Here is a 17,643-nt window from a genome sequence, read left to right on the forward strand (position 1 = left end):
AACCTCCTAAACACAAATTAAACGCCTTGTTGACGCCCTGCAAGCAGGGGATGAACAAGGCGTTTTCAAAATTTTTTACTGAATAAACCGTATGTCTTCCACTGGCCAATAAATGAAGTTCGTTTTTCCAAGTACCTCTTCAATTGGGACAGCACCGATATGACGACTGTCTTTACTGAAGCGACGATTATCACCCATTACGAAAATATGGCCCTCTGGTACTGTTTCTCTACCTATCTTCTCTTCAAGTGTAAATGGATCGGTGAGTGGACCATCAATTACTTGATTTTTATACTCTTCCAAGTATGGCTCTTCATAGGCTTTTCCATTCACATAGAGTGTATCATTTCGGTATTCGATTGTATCACCAGGCAGACCAATTACTCTTTTTATGTAATCCTTATTTTCTGGCGCGTGGAACACTACGATATCAAACCGATCAGGTTCGCCAATTTTATAGCTAAACTTATTTACAATCATTCTATCCTGATCATGAAGGGTTGGCATCATCGATAACCCATCTACTACGATTGGAGCAAATAAGAAGTACCTGATCAATGCCGCAAGTAGTACTGCGATTATAAGTGCTTTAATCCATTCCCATAATTCATTCTTATTCTTTGCCATTCTTTCCCCACCATTCTCAGAATCAGTTTACATATATTCTATTTTACATAAGTCTTTCACTTTAAACACGATGGGAGTGTTTTTTTAACATTTATTTCATATATTATTAATAAAAGTCAAATGAAAATGTTGATTTCAGATGCAATCCAGGTTTTCTTATCATTAGTAGTATTCTTTCGTAAAGGTTACTATCCATTTATATCTATGAAAAAAGAGCTTGTCAGACAAGCTCTTTTTTGAATCTTACTAATGTTCTTATCGAATCTCTTTAATACGAGCTTTTTTACCACGTAGTTCACGTAGGTAGTAAAGTTTCGCACGGCGTACTTTACCGCGACGGATTACTTCTAGCTTCGCAATTTTTGGTGTGTGTACAGGGAATGTACGCTCAACGCCTACACCGTAAGAAATCTTACGAACTGTAAAAGTTTCGCTGATTCCACCACCACGACGCTTAATTACAACACCTTCAAAAATCTGAATACGCTCACGAGTTCCCTCAACAACCTTAACGTGTACACGTACAGTGTCACCAGGACGGAATGAAGGTAGATCAGAACGAAGTTGTTCTTTTGTAATTTCTGCAATTAGATTTTGCATCGTTTTCAACTCCTCCCACAGATGCTCTTATACAACTCTTGGTACAGCGGAACATCGTTATAAAGACTTGCTCTTTCGCTCAAGTCACAAGAGATATCATAACATATTGAATCGCCCACTGCAATGGTTTATTCAGATTGATTTTTAATTTCATCTAGTAATTTTTGCATTTCAGATGGAAGTTCTATATCCTCTAGCAAATCGGGACGTCGTAGATGTGTTCTTCGCAAGGATTCTTTTTTTCTCCATTGCTCAATTAAGCGATGATTCCCAGAAGTGAGAACATCAGGCACCTTCATACCACGAAAGTCTGCTGGCCTAGTATAGTGGGGGTGCTCTAATAAGCCTGTACTAAACGAGTCCTGGATATGAGATTCCTCACTTCCTAGCACGCCAGGGAGAAGGCGGACAACGCTATCAATGACAACCATCGCACCTAGCTCCCCTCCGGTCAGTACATAGTCTCCAATCGATATCTCATCGGTGATTACGTGCTCACGTATCCGCTCATCATACCCTTCATAATGACCGCAAATAAAAATAAGATGCTCTTCCTTTGAGAGCTCCTCCGCCTTCTTCTGTGTATACCGTTCGCCTTGAGGGCACATCAAGACCACTCTAGGTTGTTTAGCCTCTGCCTTTTGAATCAAGTCCTCGACAGCATCGAAGATGGGCTGTGGCTTTAATACCATACCGGCTCCACCTCCGTAAGGATAGTCGTCCACTGTCTGATGTCGATTATCCGCATAATCACGGAAATTAACAACCTGATACCTGACAGCCTCTTTTTCAGCTGCTTTATTCAAAATAGAGTGCCCGAGAACTCCGGTAAACATTTCTGGAAAGATAGAGAGAACATCAATTTTCATCATGACAAGAGACCTTCCATTGGCTCAATTAAAATAATTTTATCCTTAATGTCTACTTTTTTAACTACATCTTCAATATAAGGAATTAAAATTTCCTTTCCTTTCCCACCTTTTACGACCCAAACATCATTGGCGCCTGGCGTAAGAATTTCAACAACCTTGCCAATTTCCTCTCCATGAATCGTGGCAACGAGGCATCCAATAATATCTTGGAAATAATATTCTCCTTCTTGCAGGTCCCCTCTTTGACTTGCTGGCACCTTAAGAATTGCACCCCTTAAGACTTCCACTTGATTAACATTGTCGTAACCTTCAAAAGTAAGTAAATCAAAATTTTTATGAGTTCGATGACTCTTCACAACCAACTCTAACGGTTCTTTTGAACCAGGCTTAAAGAGAAAAAGATGATTTCCTACTTTATATCTTTCTTCGGGAAAATCCGTCCGTGAAATCACCCTTACTTCCCCACGTATTCCATGTGTATTAACAATTTTTCCGACATTAAACCATTTTTCCATCATCCATCACCTCTCGCGTATTTCAACCACGATTCCGTCTTTCACCACAATCGTCTTTTCAACAATAAAATCATCCCAACTGTCCCCAACATTCACGTCGACAAGGGCCTCGTGCTCTGATTCTTTTAATTCGCTTCCTATCGGTAGAATATGTAATTGCTCGATATGAAAATCAAGGAGTTTTATTTTTTCATTACGGACCATAATTTCTTTTTCAAATTGCTTTTTTAGCAACTCTGGGGGGAACTTTTTCATTTTTTCCTGTTTTTTCATTTCGAATTTCAACTGGTCGCTTTCTTTTTGCAACTGGAATTTCTTTGTTTCATAGTTAGTAAGGAGTTTGTCCTTACCTGTCTCAGTTAAAACCTGTTTAACGACAACCGTCTGGATAAGCTTCACAGCGCTCCACCCTCTCCGCCTTTATCTATTTAATAATTTATTTTCATTATATATGAATTAAGGTGTTAAAGAGAAATTAGCATGACTGAGAAGTATGTATATCAAAAAGAAGAGGCCGACCAAAAGATCTCTTATGATCCTTTAATCAAGCCCCTCCTACTTACTTATTCAACAATCTCTAAAAAGATCTTCTTTTGTTGTGATGATCCTGCTGCATAGACGACCGTTCGAATGGCCTTAGCAACTCGCCCCTGTTTTCCAATCACTTTTCCCATATCCGTTTTATTAACGGATAGCTTATAGGTGATACGATTTTCTTCTTCCTCCACGTTCACAAGAACGTCTTCAGGAAAATCAACTAGAGGCTTTACGATTGTTTCAATTAAGTCTTTCATAATTACTTGCTTAATTTAGCATTATGGAATTTTTCCATGATGCCTTGGTTTGAGAACAAGTTACGAACTGTGTCAGATGGTTTTGCTCCATCTTGTAGCCATTTAAGTACAAGCTCTTCGTTGATATCAACGATAGCTGGCTGAGCAACTGGATTATAAGTTCCAACTGTTTCAATGAAACGTCCATCACGTGGTGAACGAGAATCTGCTACAACAATACGATAGAAAGGAGATTTTTTTGCTCCCATACGCTTTAAACGAATTTTTACTGCCATTTTAAATAAGCACCTCCGAATAGTTTCACACAAGATAGAATGATAACAAATTGTTTTTTAGTTGTAAAGGTTTTTTTCTTTACAGATTGAAAAGCGGAATCGCCTTGTACAGCCCCGACAGGCATAAGACGAGCCGGCGAGAAGGTTGTTCTTTAACCTTTTTGACGGATTGGCTTATGACCCGAGGGGCTAGGCGATGAAGCTAGACACCAAAAATTGGCAGATTAGAACGGCTTAAAAGGGAGCTTAAAACCACCCTTTTTCTTCCCTTTTTGTTGCATTCCAGTCATTTGCTTCATCATTTTTTTCATATCTTCAAATTGCTTCAGCAACCGGTTTACCTCTGGAACAGTTCGCCCACTCCCTTTGGCAATCCGTTTACGTCTGCTAGCATTAATGATTTCTGGATGCTCTTTTTCTTCCTTCGTCATCGATTGAATGATCGCCTCTACATGCGAGATTTGCTTCTCATCGACCTGTAGATTGTCCAAGCCCTTAATCTTATTAGCCCCAGGCATCATTTTTAGCAATTCATCTAGTGGGCCCATATTGCGGACCTGTCCTAGCTGCTCAAGAAAATCATCCAATGTGAAGGATGCTGTACGCATTTTTTTCTCTAGTTCTTTAGCTTTTTCTTCATCAACATTTGCTTGAGCCTTTTCAATCAACGTTAAGACATCGCCCATTCCAAGAATTCGGGATGCCATACGTTCTGGGTGAAAGGTTTCAAGCGCATCTAGTTTTTCTCCGAGACCAACAAACTTAATTGGTGTTTTTGAGACTGCCCGAATTGATAAGGCTGCCCCACCACGAGTATCGCCATCAAGCTTGGTAAGAACAACTCCAGTTAAACCAAGAAGCTCATTAAAGCTTTGAGCGACGTTCACAGCGTCTTGACCAGTCATTGCATCAACTACAAGGAAAATCTCATTAGGGTTAGACAATTCTTTGATTTCTTTAAGCTCGTCCATCAGCTTTTCATCAATATGCAAACGACCTGCCGTATCAATAATGACATAATCATTATGGTCTTCCTTTGCCTTTTCAATCGCCTGACGGGCAATTTCAACTGGACTCACTTGATCACCAAGTGAGAAAACAGGCATATCCAATTGCTTGCCAAGTGTCTCAAGCTGTTTAATCGCCGCAGGACGATAAACATCAGCGGCTACAAGCATTGGTTTGCGATTATACTTTTTGCGTAAAAGGTTGGCAAGCTTCCCAGTCGTGGTTGTTTTACCAGCACCTTGAAGACCTACCATCATAATGACTGTTGGCGGACGATTCGCAACCGCTATTTTACTTTCTTCTCCACCCATTAATTCTGTTAATTCTTCTTTAACGACCTTAATGACTTGTTGACCTGGAGTTAGGCTTTTCATGACCTCCTGACCAACTGAACGTTCACTTACCTTTTTGATAAAGTCCTTTACTACCTTAAAGTTAACGTCTGCCTCAAGTAAAGCAAGACGGACCTCACGCATCATTTCTTTGACATCCGCTTCGGAAACCTTGCCTTTTCCACGGATTTTTTGCATCGTATTTTGCAGTCGGTCGGCTAATCCTTCAAATGCCATTTTGTGCCGCCTCCTAATCTAATTTCTCAATCGCTGCAACATAATCAGAAAGAGTTTGAAGTTCTGGTTTTTCATTCAAGCATTCTTTCATTCTTGTAATCAAAACTTTCCGCTCCTGAAATTTTTCAAAGAGCAGTAACTTTTCTTCATACTCTTCAAGCATTGCTTCCGTTCTTTTAATATTGTCATAGACCGCCTGGCGGCTGACATTATATTCCTCTGCAATTTCACCAAGAGAGTAATCATCTAGATAGTAGAGGGACATATAGCTTTGCTGTTTGGGAGTTAATAAGGCTTGATAAAAGTCGTAAAGATAATTCATTCGGGTTGTTTTTTCAAGCATTTTCAATCCCCCCAAGGTGTTAAGTGAAAAGCCTTTACATAGGAATAGTGTACACAGTAAGACTCTTCATGTCAATATGAGAAGGCCATGAAAGCAAACAATGACCTTCTTTTATATAGGGATGTTGAGTTCCGTTTCGTTTAACGGTCTATAAATAATCATTTCTGATTAAGAATACCCTTTATTAGATTTCTTCTTTTTCTACTAAGTCTGCAAATAGTCCGTAAACATATTTCTCTGAATCAAACTCTTGAAGATCATCCATTTTTTCTCCAAGCCCGACAAATTTCACCGGGACATTTAGTTCATTTCGGATAGCTAGGACGATACCACCTTTTGCTGTTCCGTCTAGTTTTGTTAGAACAATGCCGCTAACATCTGTTGCTTCTTTAAAGGTTTTTGTCTGGATAAGTGCGTTTTGTCCTGTTGTAGCATCAAGTACAAGCAATACTTCATGCGGAGCTCCCGGAATTTCACGTTCTATGACGCGTTTTACCTTTTCCAGCTCTTTCATCAAGTTTACTTTGTTTTGCAATCTCCCAGCTGTGTCGCATAATAAAATATCGACTCCTCGAGATTTTGCCGCCTTTACTGCATCATACATGACAGCAGCTGGGTCTGAGCCTTCTCCTTGCTTGATAACATCGACACCGACTCTCTCGCCCCAAACCTCTAACTGATCAATTGCACCAGCTCGGAACGTATCTCCAGCTGCGAGCAACACACTTTTTCCCTCTGTTTTAAATTTATGAGCAAGCTTTCCAATCGTCGTTGTTTTTCCTACTCCATTGACGCCGACAAATAGGATGACAGTAAGACCATCAGATTGGATATTTAACCCACTTTGTTCTTCTTTTCCAGCCTTCTCATAAATCTCGACCAACTTCTCCGAAATGACGGATTGGACCTCAGCTGGATCTTTGATGTTTTTGCGCTTAACTTCTAATTTTAATTCGTCAATCAATTCCATAACTGTTTCAAAGCCAACATCAGCACCGATAAGAATTTCTTCAAGCTCCTCAAAAAAATCCTCGTCCACCTTGCGATAGCGTGCAACTAAATCGTTGACCTTACCCGAGAAATTATCTCTTGTTTTCGTCAAACCATCTTTAAATTTTTCACTAACGGTTTCGGTCTGCTTTGTAATTTTTTCTTTTAATTTTTTAAAAAAGCTCACCGTTTTTCCTCCTATTGCAATTTAACCAGATTATTTGTTTCCTCAAGTTTCACAGAAACAAGCTTAGATACTCCTGATTCCTGCATCGTCACTCCGTAGAGAACATCCGCCTCTTCCATCGTGCCTTTACGGTGCGTAATGACAATGAATTGAGTCTCAGAGCTATATTGTTTTAGATACTGACTAAAACGAAAGACATTTGCTTCATCCAAAGCCGCCTCGACCTCATCCAGAATACAGAATGGAACTGGACGAACCTTAAGGATAGAGAACAGCAAGGCTATGGCTGTTAGGGAACGTTCTCCTCCTGATAGCAATCCAAGATTTTGCAATTTTTTCCCTGGTGGTTGGGCAACAATGTCTACACCTGTAGCTAACAAATCGTCTGGGTGTGTAAGTCTAATATCTGCGCGTCCACCGCCAAAAAGGGCTTGGAACGTTGGCTCGAAATGGGAACGAATTGCAACAAAGGTCTCTTCAAAGCGCTTCTTCATCTCTATATCCATTTCATCAATTACCTGGAACAATGTATCCTTGGCTTCCTGTAGGTCACTTCGCTGTTCATTCAAAAACTCATAGCGCTCTGAAATCCGATCGTACTCATCAATCGCGCCAAGGTTCACAGTTCCAAGTTCCTCAATTGCTAACTTGATTAATTTTACCTTTCTACGTGCTTCCTCAGCAGGAATCTGTAAAGGATACTGTCCTTTTGCAGCTTCAAAGGATAAAAGATATTCCTCACGAAGATGAGCTAATCGTGTATCTAATTCGACATCCAATCGATTAAGCTTAATCTCTTCATCTTTTACTACCTCATTTATACCTTTATGCTGACGTTTTAATTCCTTTGTTTCAAGCTCAAGATCCTCAAGTTGTGCTTGTCTTTTCAAACGTTCCTCGCGTCGTGAAGAAATAAGCTCCAGAGTGGCATTTTTATCTTCAAGCTTTTTCTGCGAGGCTTCTTCTAGCTGATTTTCACCTGAGGAGCTATTATTCATCTCCGAGGAAAGAAGAGCCAAATCCTCTTCTGCAGCAACTAAGCGACTGGATTGATCGTGAATGTCCTTCACAGTACTTTCTAGTCTTTCCTTCGCAAATTGTAGCTGTTCCCTTTTAGCAGCAAATGCGACCTTTAATTCACCTATCTCTGTAACAAGCGTTTCCCTAGATGTCAGATTCATATTTTTTCTATTCGTTAAATTCGCAATCTCTAGGTCTAACTTCTCTAAATCCACTTTGAGTTGGTCATTTTGCTTTAATAGCTCGGCTTCCCTGTTGGTGAGTCTTACTCGTTCTTCCTCAAATTGAGTTTGCTCTGAATCATAAACGGCAAGTCGGTCATTAATATTTCTTTCTTCAATCTCAATTTCACGAAGCTCTCCTTTTACAGATTGTTCATTTAGACGAAGCTTTTCTCCTCGCTTCCGTAGTTCCTCAAGAATTTCTGTTTCTGACAAGAGCTCTGCCTTCATTGATTTGAAACGGGACTCAAGCTGTCTAGTTTTCTCTTCCATTTCGACAAGCTTTCCCTTTAACTCCTCTAATTCTCCTTTACGACTCAGAAGAGAGGATGCATTCTTTTTGGCTGCCCCTCCAGACATTGATCCTCCGGGGTTTACTACGTCTCCATCAAGTGTGACAATTCTGCTTCGATATTGAAGACTTCGTGCTAATTCATTTGCACCCTTTAAATCCTTGGCAATAACCACATTACCTAGAAGATTAAAAATGATTTCTTTATATTTTTCATCAAAATCTAGTAAGCTAACTGCTGTTCCGACATACGAACTATGTCCTTCTATCGACTTTAATAATTGGGTACCTATGTTTTTTCCTTTAATGACACTAAGTGGCAAGAAGGTAGCGCGCCCATAGGAGTTTTTTTTCAAGTAATGAATCGCTGCTCGTCCATTTTCTTCATTAGACACAACAATATGCTGCATCGCAGCCCCCAAGGCAGTCTCCATTGCCATCTCATAGGCTTTAGGTACCTTAATAAGTTCGGCAACAGCACCTTCAATTCCCTGTAACTTAGTACCCCGAGCTTTTAAGACTTCTTTCACTCCCTGAAAGAACCCGGTATACTCCTCTTCCATGTCCTCAAGCATTTCTTTTTTGGACTTTGCTTGTTGCACATATTGGTAGGCCTGGTAGAGTGTTTTTTCTTGCTTCTCAACATTATTTTTTAGAGCTTCTAGCTTATGCTGTGCTTGTAAATATTGCTGGACCTCAGTTTCAAGGGTTTGTTTAATATTTTCCAGTTGTTCCTGTGTTGAAGCCTTTTTTTGATTGATTTCTAATCGCAGTTGGAGAAAACGGTCATTTTCTCCATGCACCTTCGTACTTCTTGCTTCTTGCTGAGAAAGTTGCTGACCGATATAGTTCAGCTCATTTTTTGCGCTAGCCTGTTGGTTTAACATTTCAATATAATCGCTTTTTAACGATTCAATTTTGCCCTCGATGTCCTCATTGTATAGCTTTAGCTGCTGCTGACGTTCATTTAATCCGCTTTGAAGTTCCGCTGCCTCATCGCTTAAATGAGCCACAGCTTGTTCTTGTGTCAACCTTGTTTCTTGGAGCAGTGCAATCTTTTCCGTGAGTTCCGAGATTGTTTTTTTGAGTTGACCTTGGTTTTGGGCCGCATTCTTTTTCCGTTCCTTCAAAACTTCCTTACGGCCTTCCAACTTTTCTAACTCTTCACTTGCATGGAGCAGGACATTTTGTAAGCTACTGATTGATTCATCCAAAGCGGTTAATTCATCTCGTAGCATTTCGATGTCAGCTTCCTTCTTTTGAAGGGTTGCTGACATTTTAATTTCACTTTCCTTGTGGAGCTCTAACTCGTTTGTGAGTTTTTCCCATCTTCCATGAAGTTCTTCAACTTCAAATGCGGTTAAAGCCACTTCAATTTTTTCCAATTCTTCTTTTTTCTCAAGAAAATCTCGTGCCAATGAAGCTTGGATTTTTAATGGTTCAACCTGCCCCTCTAATTCATAGAGAATGTCTGCAACACGGTTCAGGTTTTCCTGTGTTTCAAATAGCTTCGCTTCCGCTTTTTTCTTTCTTGTTTTGTATTTTAAGACACCTGCAGCTTCCTCGAAGATGGTTCTCCGATCTTCCGGCTTGCTGTTCAGTATCTCCTCGACCTTCCCTTGAGAAATAATGGAAAATGCTTCTCTCCCAAGACCTGAATCCATAAATAAATCAACAATATCCTTAAGCCTACAATTTTGTTTATTGATTAAAAATTCACTTTCACCTGAGCGGTAAACCCGTCTTGTGACACTGACCTCACTATAGTCAATTGGTAAAGACTGGTCTTCATTGTCTAGGGTGAGTGTAACTTCAGCGAAGTTTAAGGCCTTTCTTGTATCACTGCCAGCAAAAATAATATCCTCCATCTTTGCACCACGCAGTGATTTTGCTGATTGTTCTCCCAGTACCCAACGAATGGCGTCTGTTATATTGCTTTTCCCACTACCGTTTGGACCTACAACGGCAGTCACTCCGGGAACGAATTCAACACCAATTCGCTCTGCAAAGGACTTGAAGCCCACCACATCTAAACGTTTTAGAAACACTACCTAGCTCTCCCTTTCGGTTATTCTTTACTCATGATGTCATTTTGCTTCGAGATCGCTTCCATATGTGCTTTTAGTTTTCCAAGAGCCATTTGGGCTGCGTGCTGTTCTGCTTCTTTTTTGGATCGGCCTTTGCCTGTTCCGAGATCTTCCCCGTTAAGAGACACTAGAGATTCAAACTCACGATTATGCGCTGGACCTGTTTCCGATAAAATCTTGTACTCAATTGTTCCTGCAGCATCCCGCTGAACGAGTTCCTGGAGCTGACTTTTAAAATCCATCACATGAGAAAAAGCACCTGCATCAATTTTCGGAAATACCACTTTCTCTAAAAAAGTAGTGACTGTTTCAATTTCCTTGTCAAGATACAAAGCCCCAATGAAAGCTTCGAATACATCAGCTAAAAGTGCCGGCCGTGTACGTCCACCGGTCATTTCCTCCCCTTTTCCAAGAAGAACCACTTCACCAAAATTGAGCTGATTGGCGAATTCCACTAGAGAAGGTTCACAAACGACAGCCGCTCTTAGCTTGGTTAACTCTCCCTCGCTCATCATTGGATATTTTTTATACAAAAACTGTGAAACAGTCAATTCGAGAACTGCGTCTCCAAGAAACTCTAGCCTTTCGTTATCCTCATAGGGCTTTCTGCGATGCTCATTCACATAAGATGAATGGGTGAACGCTTGCTTTAAAAGCTTTTCGTTTTGGAACTGAATTCCAATTCTTGCTTGAAATTCTTTAAATTTTTGATCCTTAACCCGAAAATATTTTTTATCCTTTTCTCTACCGGTATGGCGCATTTTCAAATTCCACCTTGCTCAAAATTTACACACTAGTTCTAGTTTACAAAAAAGAACCCATTAAAGGCAAAAAAACCTTGAATTTTTCCTGAAAAATAAACATAGAAGCCGAATAAAGGGTGTCTAATATACAGAAGAAAGCCCCGTTAATAAACGGAGCTTTAGAGCAAATCCAACAGTTTACTTTTTGCTATTTATGTAATTTACAGCGTCACCAACTGTAGCGATTTTCTCAGCATCATCATCAGAGATTTCCATGTCGAACTCGTCTTCAAGCTCCATTACTAGTTCAACAACATCAAGAGAATCAGCACCAAGGTCGTCTTTAAAAGATGCTTCTAGTGAAACTTGCGCTTCATCTACACCTAAACGATCCACAATAATCTTTGTTACGCGTTCTAAAACTTCTGCCATGCTTGTCACCTCCCCTCAAGTCATTATAGATGATAGCATATGATAAATAAAGGGTATATCGTTTCAAAAAACTACTCTGTTTATAGGTAGCTGTTGATTTCCCACTCCAGGCACGAGCAGTTCGCGGGCGTGCCTTCCGTTCCAACGTACGAAAAGTCACGATCGCAGTTTTAACCCATACTCCCCTTTACATCACCATGCCGCCGTCTACATGGAGGGTTTGCCCTGTCATATAGCGACTATCATCAGAAGCAAGGAATAATACTGTTTTCGCAATATCAGTTGGTTCTCCTAAACGAGCCAACGGAATTTGCTTTAACATTTCATTCTTTGTTTCATCATTAAGTTTGTCCGTCATGTCAGTGGTAATAAATCCTGGTGCGACAGCATTCACTGTAATGCCTCTTGTCGCAAGTTCTTTGGCCGTGGTCTTTGTCAACCCAATGACACCAGATTTTGCCGCAACATAATTAGCTTGCCCAGCATTTCCACTCACACCAACAATCGAAGAAATATTAATGATTCGACCACTGCGCTGTTTCATCATCTGCCTCGTTACCGCCTTGGTACAAAGGAATACACCTTTTAGGTTAATGTTAATCACATCGTCCCAATCCGCTTCCTTCATCCTCATCAATAAGTTATCTTTGGTAATCCCAGCGTTATTCACAAGAATATCTAGTTTACCAAAAGCTTCAATCGTTTGTTTAACCATGGAATCAACAGATTCCGAACTAGAAACATCAGCCTGAATGGTGATTGCCTCTCTGCCCATTGTACGAATTTCTGCTGCAACCTCAAGGGCTTTTGCCTCACTTCCAGAATAATTAATGGCGACATTTGCACCTTCTCTCGCCAATTCCAGAGCAATTTCTCTGCCGATGCCACGAGATGCCCCCGTAACAAGTGCTACTTTTCCTTCTAATTTCATGCTACTTTCACTCCTTCAAGGCGGAAATTGCTGCCTCACAGCTTTCTACATCATAAACAGCAAGAGTTTTAACAGAACGATCAACTTTTCTGACTAATCCAGCTAAAACCTTACCTGGACCGATTTCAATAAAAGTATCGACCCCTAGTTCAATCATTTTGCCAACTGTATCTTCCCATAAAACCGGTGAATAAAGCTGCTCAATTAACTTTTCTTTGATTTCCTCAGCCTCTTGCATCGGCTCCGCTGTTACATTCGCAATGACTGGGATTTGGGCAGAATTGATTTGAATACTGTTTAGAATGTCCTTAAACTCAACTGCTGCTGGTTTCATCAGCGCCGAATGGAAAGGTCCACTAACATTCAATGGAAGAACGCGCTTTGCACCTGCTTCCTTCGCCTTAATGGACGCCTCTTCCACTCCTTTTCTGGAGCCAGAGATGACAATTTGACCTGGACAATTTAAATTTGCCAACTGAACTGAATTTCCAGCCGCTGTTACATCTTCACAAACAGCCGTTAAGGAGTCCCGATCCAAACCTAGCACAGCAGCCATAGTGCCTTCTCCATTTGGTACTGCCTTTTCCATCAACTCGCCACGCTTACGGACTGCGTACACCCCATCTTCAAATTGGAGTGCCCCAGCTGCAACAAGCGCCGAATACTCTCCTAAACTATGACCAGCAACAAAATCAGCTTCAATTCCTGATTTCTTAAAATAATCGAGAATCGCGATGCTGGTTGTAAGCAGAGCAGGCTGTGCATTAACCGTTAAAGTCAATTTATCTTGCGGGCCCTCAAATATCGTTGCACTTAAGCTCTCTTCTAATACTTGATCTGCTTTATCAAAATACCCCTTAACCTGATCACTAACTTCTGCTAGTTCTCTTCCCATTCCAACTTGTTGTGAACCTTGTCCCGGAAATAGAAATGCAATCTTCCCCATATTCATCCCCCTCTAGTCTTTTTTCTGGGTTTGTGAATCATGCTGTTCAATTGCTTTTTTGATTGTGCCAGCGACATCATTAGCCACCATTTCTCTCGCTTGGCGAATTGAATTGTAGATGGCATTGGCATCTGATGAACCATGCGCCTTAATAACAGGAGCCTTAAGTCCAAACAAACCTGCACCACCGTACTCGGTATAATCCATTTTCCCTTTAATTGTCGCTAAATCGGGCTTAAGTACGGCTGCTGCAAGCTTTGTTTTTACACTCGACATCAGCGTTTGCTTTAGCATTTTAAAAACGGACATCGCCGTACCTTCAATGGTTTTCAACACCATGTTCCCTGTAAAGCCATCGGTCACCACTACATCAGCGGCTCCGTCGAGCAAATCCCGTGCCTCGACATTCCCTATAAAATTAATATCGGCATTCTTTAAAAGTGAAAAAGTGTTTTTAGTAAGTTCATTTCCCTTTTTCTCTTCAGTTCCGATATTCAACAAGCCAACCCGAGGACTCTTTAATCCTCTTGCTTTTTCACTATATATAGAGCCCATGAGTGCGTATTGCAATAAATGTTCTGGTTTGGCATCCGCATTCGCTCCTACATCCAATAAGAGAAAGCCTTCGCCTCCAATTGTTGGTAGAGTTGGGGCAAGGGCAGGACGTTCAATCCCTTCAATCCGGCCGACGATGAACAGTCCCGCAGCCATTAAAGCACCCGTATTCCCGGCAGAAAGGCAAGCATCTGCTTTCCCGTCTGTAACTTGCTTTGCTGCTAATACCATCGAAGCATCCTTCTTACGGCGGACCGCCCGAACTGGCTCATCTGTACCAAGAATAACTTCTTCCGTATGGATAATTTCGATTCTCTCCTCGCTAGTGAGATGTTCGCGAATTTTGCTTTCATCACCAACAAGAACAATATGTATATCTTTATAGGCTTCTACAGCCTTCATAGCTCCAAGGACGATTTGTTTCGGTGCATTGTCGCCACCCATTGCATCAATTGCTAGTCTCATATGTTTCATCCTTTAGTATTATTTTTGCGAACGGTACATTTTAAATTCCCCGTTAAAAACAAGTTCGTTATTCACGTAACTCTTTACCTCAACCAAGGTTCTACCTGTTTGTTCATCAATATTTAGTACCCTTGCTTTAGCAATAACCCTTTCCCCTTCCATCACTGAACGGGTGAACTGAATATTCGCTTTTGCAGTTAAAGCTAACTCATCATTAATGACAGCGACCGCAAGGGAATTCGCCTGCGCAAATAGATGGTGCCCACGAGCAATCTTGTTTCTTACGAATACATGCTCTTGTTTTATATCTAAAATAGAAATCGCATTTCGATCCAATTCTATATCGATTATTTCACCAATAACCTCTTCAAGAGGCAATGAGCGAACTTCATCTTCAAAACGCTTTTCCGCAACATGCTTTATTCTTTCTCGTAACTCAGGAATCGATAGTTCTAGTCTGTCGAGCCTAATGGTTTGAATACTGACCGAAAAGCGTTCAGCCAGTTCTTCATCGGTAATGAACGGATTCTCCTCAATTGTCTCAACAAGTAGTTGCTGCCGTTCCCGTTTATTTCGTCTCATCAATCATCACATCCGCAGTATTATGACTAGGTCCTAATAGTAATATAAATAAAAGAAGCACAAATTGCAAGTAGAAATGTGGAAGGGCATGTTCAGGGACGACAAGCATAAGACGCGTCAGGTAAGAAGGTGGTCTTTCCATTCATACCTGACGCGCATGCTTATGAAGCTGGTTCCACTCTCTTTTCCTGCTCGATTCCAGCTTCATCCACCTTATGAAGCGGGTTTCTCTCTTTTTTCCTACTGGATTCCGGCTTCATCCACCTTATGAAGCCGGTTTCTCTCTTATTCCTACACGATTCCGACTTCATCTGCCTCATGAAACGGGGTTCTTTCTCTCCCCTAATCGATTCCAGCTTCACCCGCCTTATGAAGCAAACTTTCCTCTTATTTCGCTCTCGCTGCCGGGTTCATTTCTATATCAGTCAAGTTTTTCTCCAGATAAGACACCACTGTCTTTCAGGGACTCTCTTAAGCTAATGTATTTATCTGACTGCCAAAAGGCATCAGACTGGACTAAGATAGCAGCATCATTTCTCGCAGTCTCAAGAGCCCGATAGTCATGAACCATATCCGCCACCTTAAACTCCGGCATTCCACTTTGCTTCTTGCCAAAGAAATCTCCTGGACCCCGAAGCTCTAGGTCTTTTTCGCTTAAAGCAAAGCCGTCATTTGTTTCGGTCATAATTTTCATTCGTTCCTTACCAACTTCATTTTTAGGATCTGCGAGCAATATGCAGTAACTTTGCTCGCTGCCTCTGCCCACGCGCCCACGAAGCTGATGGAGTTGGGATAGTCCAAAACGCTCTGCGTCATAGATCAACATAAAGGTAGCATTAGGAACATTCACACCAACTTCAACCACCGTTGTCGACACCAGCACTTGTGCCTCGTTCGCAGTAAATTCTTGCATAACCGCATCCTTTTCAGCGGAACTTAGTCTTCCATGCATTAAACCGACCTTATACCTGCTCCCAAAATAGACACTTAAGGTATGATGAACATCGATTGCATTTTGCACATCTATTTTGTCGGACTCCTCAATCAATGGGCAAATTACATATGCTTGTCTTCCCTGTGCCAACTCTTTATCCATAAAACCAAGAACACGATCAAGCATGTCGTGTTTAGCCCAATACGTTTCAATTGTTTTCCGACCTGCTGGCATTTCGTCTATAACCGACACATCCATTTCACCAAAAACAGTAATCGCAAGTGTTCTTGGTATCGGCGTCGCAGTCATAAATAATACATCCGGATTTTCGCCCTTTTCTCGAAGAACCCTTCGTTGTTCCACGCCAAAGCGATGTTGTTCATCTGTTATGACAAGCCCAAGCTTTTGAAAACTTACCTCATCCTGTATCAAAGCATGTGTACCGATAAGAATATCTACCGTGCCTTCGCTTACTTCTGCCAAAATCTCTCGGCGGCGCTTTCCTTTGACTGAGCTCGTTAACAGTCGACATTGAACTCCTATAGGACTAAGCAGAGCTGTCAATGACTCAACATGTTGTTCTGCAAGAATCTCAGTCGGAACCATCAGAGCTCCTTGGTATCCTGCTGTGATTGCTGCATACATCGCAATGCCCGCAACTACTGTTTTCCCTGAGCCAACATCTCCCTGAAGCAAACGATTCATTCGATATGGTGTTTTCATATCTGCTAAAATCTCATTGACTACTCTTTTTTGCGCGTTTGTTAATGGAAAAGGGAGATGTTCAATAAACGTTTTTACTTTGGGTAGTTGATAGTTTAAGGTGATTCCTAGGGATTGTTCACGTTCAAACTTCCTTAAGGCCTGCATTTTCAACTGAAATAGGAGGAATTCCTCGTAAACAAACCTTCTTCTAGCTTGCTTCACATCCTCAGCGCCTAAAGGAAAATGCATCATCTTCATGGCCTCGCCTCTATCCATCAGTTTATACCGATGGATGAACTCCTCTGGAAGGTTTTCTTCAATTTCATGGCCATATTGAACAAATGCATTGTGTATGAGTCTTCGGATGACTTTTACCGTTACTTTTCCCTTCACCGTGTAGACAGGTTCAAACTCTTTCTCTTTTTGATAGCCGCCTACTGTCATTTCATTTGCTGTAATCGTTTGGCGGTGCTGGTCCCATTTCCCCGTTACTGTTACCGTTTCATTTACTTTGAATTTTTGCTTCAAATAAGGCTGATTAAAAAACACCACCTTAATTAAGTAACGATCCACGAGCAACCGCACGGTAAGGCGTGATTTTTTTCGTCCATGATACATAAGGGAAGGCTCCCCATGAACCACTCCTTCTACGGTAACCTTTTCTTCATGTTTTACCTCTGCTAAATCGCGTAGTCGGTAGTCTTCATAGCGGTAAGGGAAATATTCTAGCAAATCTTTAATACTTCGGATATTCATTTCCGCTAGTAAAGCACCCATCTCTGCGCCAATGCCCTTGACAGATGTTACAGATTGGTTTCCTAAATCACTCACGATACTCTTGCGACAACCGACTTTTCTAAGTGCAGTCCTTTGCGGTCGGTATGCCACAGCCCTCCTTGCCGTTTCTCCATTTTTAGAGGGATAGCTCATTAGCTTATCCCTTAAAACAA

General features: G+C 41.2%; 18 protein-coding genes. All 18 read right to left on the reverse strand.

Features of this window, described 5'->3' with window-relative positions:
- Nucleotides 1–75: 75 nt before the first annotated feature.
- The 18 genes from lepB to recG all read right to left on the reverse strand — a co-directional run bounded on the left by lepB (nt 76) and on the right by recG (nt 17,524).
- Nucleotides 76–627, reverse strand: a complete 552-nt coding sequence (lepB, locus tag H0185_RS12445; RefSeq protein ID WP_221873827.1) for a signal peptidase I — start codon at nt 625–627, stop codon at nt 76–78.
- A gap of 255 nt (nt 628–882) precedes the next feature.
- A complete protein-coding gene (rplS, locus tag H0185_RS12450) occupies nt 883–1,227 on the reverse strand; it encodes a 50S ribosomal protein L19 (protein WP_221873828.1) in 345 nt (114 codons plus the stop codon).
- A 128-nt stretch (nt 1,228–1,355) separates the two neighbouring features.
- Nucleotides 1,356–2,096, reverse strand: a complete 741-nt coding sequence (gene trmD, locus H0185_RS12455; RefSeq protein ID WP_221873896.1) for a tRNA (guanosine(37)-N1)-methyltransferase TrmD — start codon at nt 2,094–2,096, stop codon at nt 1,356–1,358.
- Nucleotides 2,096–2,614, reverse strand: a complete 519-nt coding sequence (rimM, locus tag H0185_RS12460) for a ribosome maturation factor RimM (protein ID WP_221873897.1) — start codon at nt 2,612–2,614, stop codon at nt 2,096–2,098. The genes trmD and rimM overlap by 1 nt, the downstream gene beginning before the upstream one ends.
- Nucleotides 2,615–2,620: 6 nt before the next feature.
- Complete coding sequence (locus H0185_RS12465) at nt 2,621–3,013, reverse strand: YlqD family protein (RefSeq protein WP_221873829.1); 393 nt, start codon at nt 3,011–3,013, stop codon at nt 2,621–2,623.
- A 164-nt stretch (nt 3,014–3,177) separates the two neighbouring features.
- Nucleotides 3,178–3,408 carry a KH domain-containing protein gene (locus H0185_RS12470; RefSeq protein ID WP_221873830.1) on the reverse strand — a complete coding sequence of 77 codons (231 nt, stop codon included), beginning with the start codon at nt 3,406–3,408 and terminating at the stop codon, nt 3,178–3,180.
- A 2-nt stretch (nt 3,409–3,410) separates the two neighbouring features.
- Nucleotides 3,411–3,683, reverse strand: coding sequence for a 30S ribosomal protein S16 (gene rpsP, locus H0185_RS12475; RefSeq protein WP_221873831.1), 273 nt, complete (start codon nt 3,681–3,683; stop codon nt 3,411–3,413).
- Between the two features lie 224 nt (nt 3,684–3,907).
- A complete protein-coding gene (ffh, locus tag H0185_RS12480; protein WP_221873832.1) occupies nt 3,908–5,260 on the reverse strand; it encodes a signal recognition particle protein in 1,353 nt (450 codons plus the stop codon).
- A gap of 13 nt (nt 5,261–5,273) precedes the next feature.
- Nucleotides 5,274–5,603, reverse strand: coding sequence for a putative DNA-binding protein (locus tag H0185_RS12485; RefSeq protein ID WP_221873833.1), 330 nt, complete (start codon nt 5,601–5,603; stop codon nt 5,274–5,276).
- A gap of 184 nt (nt 5,604–5,787) precedes the next feature.
- Entirely contained in the window at nt 5,788–6,780 is a 993-nt protein-coding gene (gene ftsY / locus H0185_RS12490) for a signal recognition particle-docking protein FtsY (protein WP_221873834.1), read from the reverse strand.
- An 11-nt stretch (nt 6,781–6,791) separates the two neighbouring features.
- Complete coding sequence (gene smc / locus H0185_RS12495; RefSeq protein WP_221873835.1) at nt 6,792–10,361, reverse strand: chromosome segregation protein SMC; 3,570 nt, start codon at nt 10,359–10,361, stop codon at nt 6,792–6,794.
- A gap of 20 nt (nt 10,362–10,381) precedes the next feature.
- Nucleotides 10,382–11,161, reverse strand: a complete 780-nt coding sequence (rnc, locus tag H0185_RS12500) for a ribonuclease III (RefSeq protein ID WP_221873836.1) — start codon at nt 11,159–11,161, stop codon at nt 10,382–10,384.
- 180 nt (nt 11,162–11,341) lie between these two features.
- Entirely contained in the window at nt 11,342–11,575 is a 234-nt protein-coding gene (gene acpP, locus H0185_RS12505; protein WP_221873837.1) for an acyl carrier protein, read from the reverse strand.
- A gap of 187 nt (nt 11,576–11,762) precedes the next feature.
- The gene (gene fabG, locus H0185_RS12510) at nt 11,763–12,506 is read right to left on the reverse strand and encodes a 3-oxoacyl-[acyl-carrier-protein] reductase (protein WP_221873838.1); all 744 of its coding nucleotides are present in this window, start codon (nt 12,504–12,506) and stop codon (nt 11,763–11,765) included.
- A 7-nt stretch (nt 12,507–12,513) separates the two neighbouring features.
- Nucleotides 12,514–13,452: an ACP S-malonyltransferase gene (fabD, locus tag H0185_RS12515; protein ID WP_221873839.1), complete on the reverse strand. Its 939-nt coding sequence runs from the start codon at nt 13,450–13,452 to the stop codon at nt 12,514–12,516.
- 12 nt (nt 13,453–13,464) lie between these two features.
- A complete protein-coding gene (gene plsX / locus H0185_RS12520; RefSeq protein ID WP_221873840.1) occupies nt 13,465–14,472 on the reverse strand; it encodes a phosphate acyltransferase PlsX in 1,008 nt (335 codons plus the stop codon).
- 18 nt (nt 14,473–14,490) lie between these two features.
- Nucleotides 14,491–15,054 (reverse strand): transcription factor FapR, encoded by a 564-nt coding sequence (fapR, locus tag H0185_RS12525; RefSeq protein WP_221873841.1) that lies wholly within the window; start codon nt 15,052–15,054, stop codon nt 14,491–14,493.
- A 421-nt stretch (nt 15,055–15,475) separates the two neighbouring features.
- Nucleotides 15,476–17,524 carry an ATP-dependent DNA helicase RecG gene (gene recG, locus H0185_RS12530; RefSeq protein ID WP_221873898.1) on the reverse strand — a complete coding sequence of 683 codons (2,049 nt, stop codon included), beginning with the start codon at nt 17,522–17,524 and terminating at the stop codon, nt 15,476–15,478.
- Nucleotides 17,525–17,643: the final 119 nt, after the last annotated feature.

This window comes from Mesobacillus maritimus, from assembly GCF_019749255.1.
Lineage (GTDB): Bacteria > Bacillota > Bacilli > Bacillales > Cytobacillaceae > Mesobacillus_B > Mesobacillus_B maritimus_A.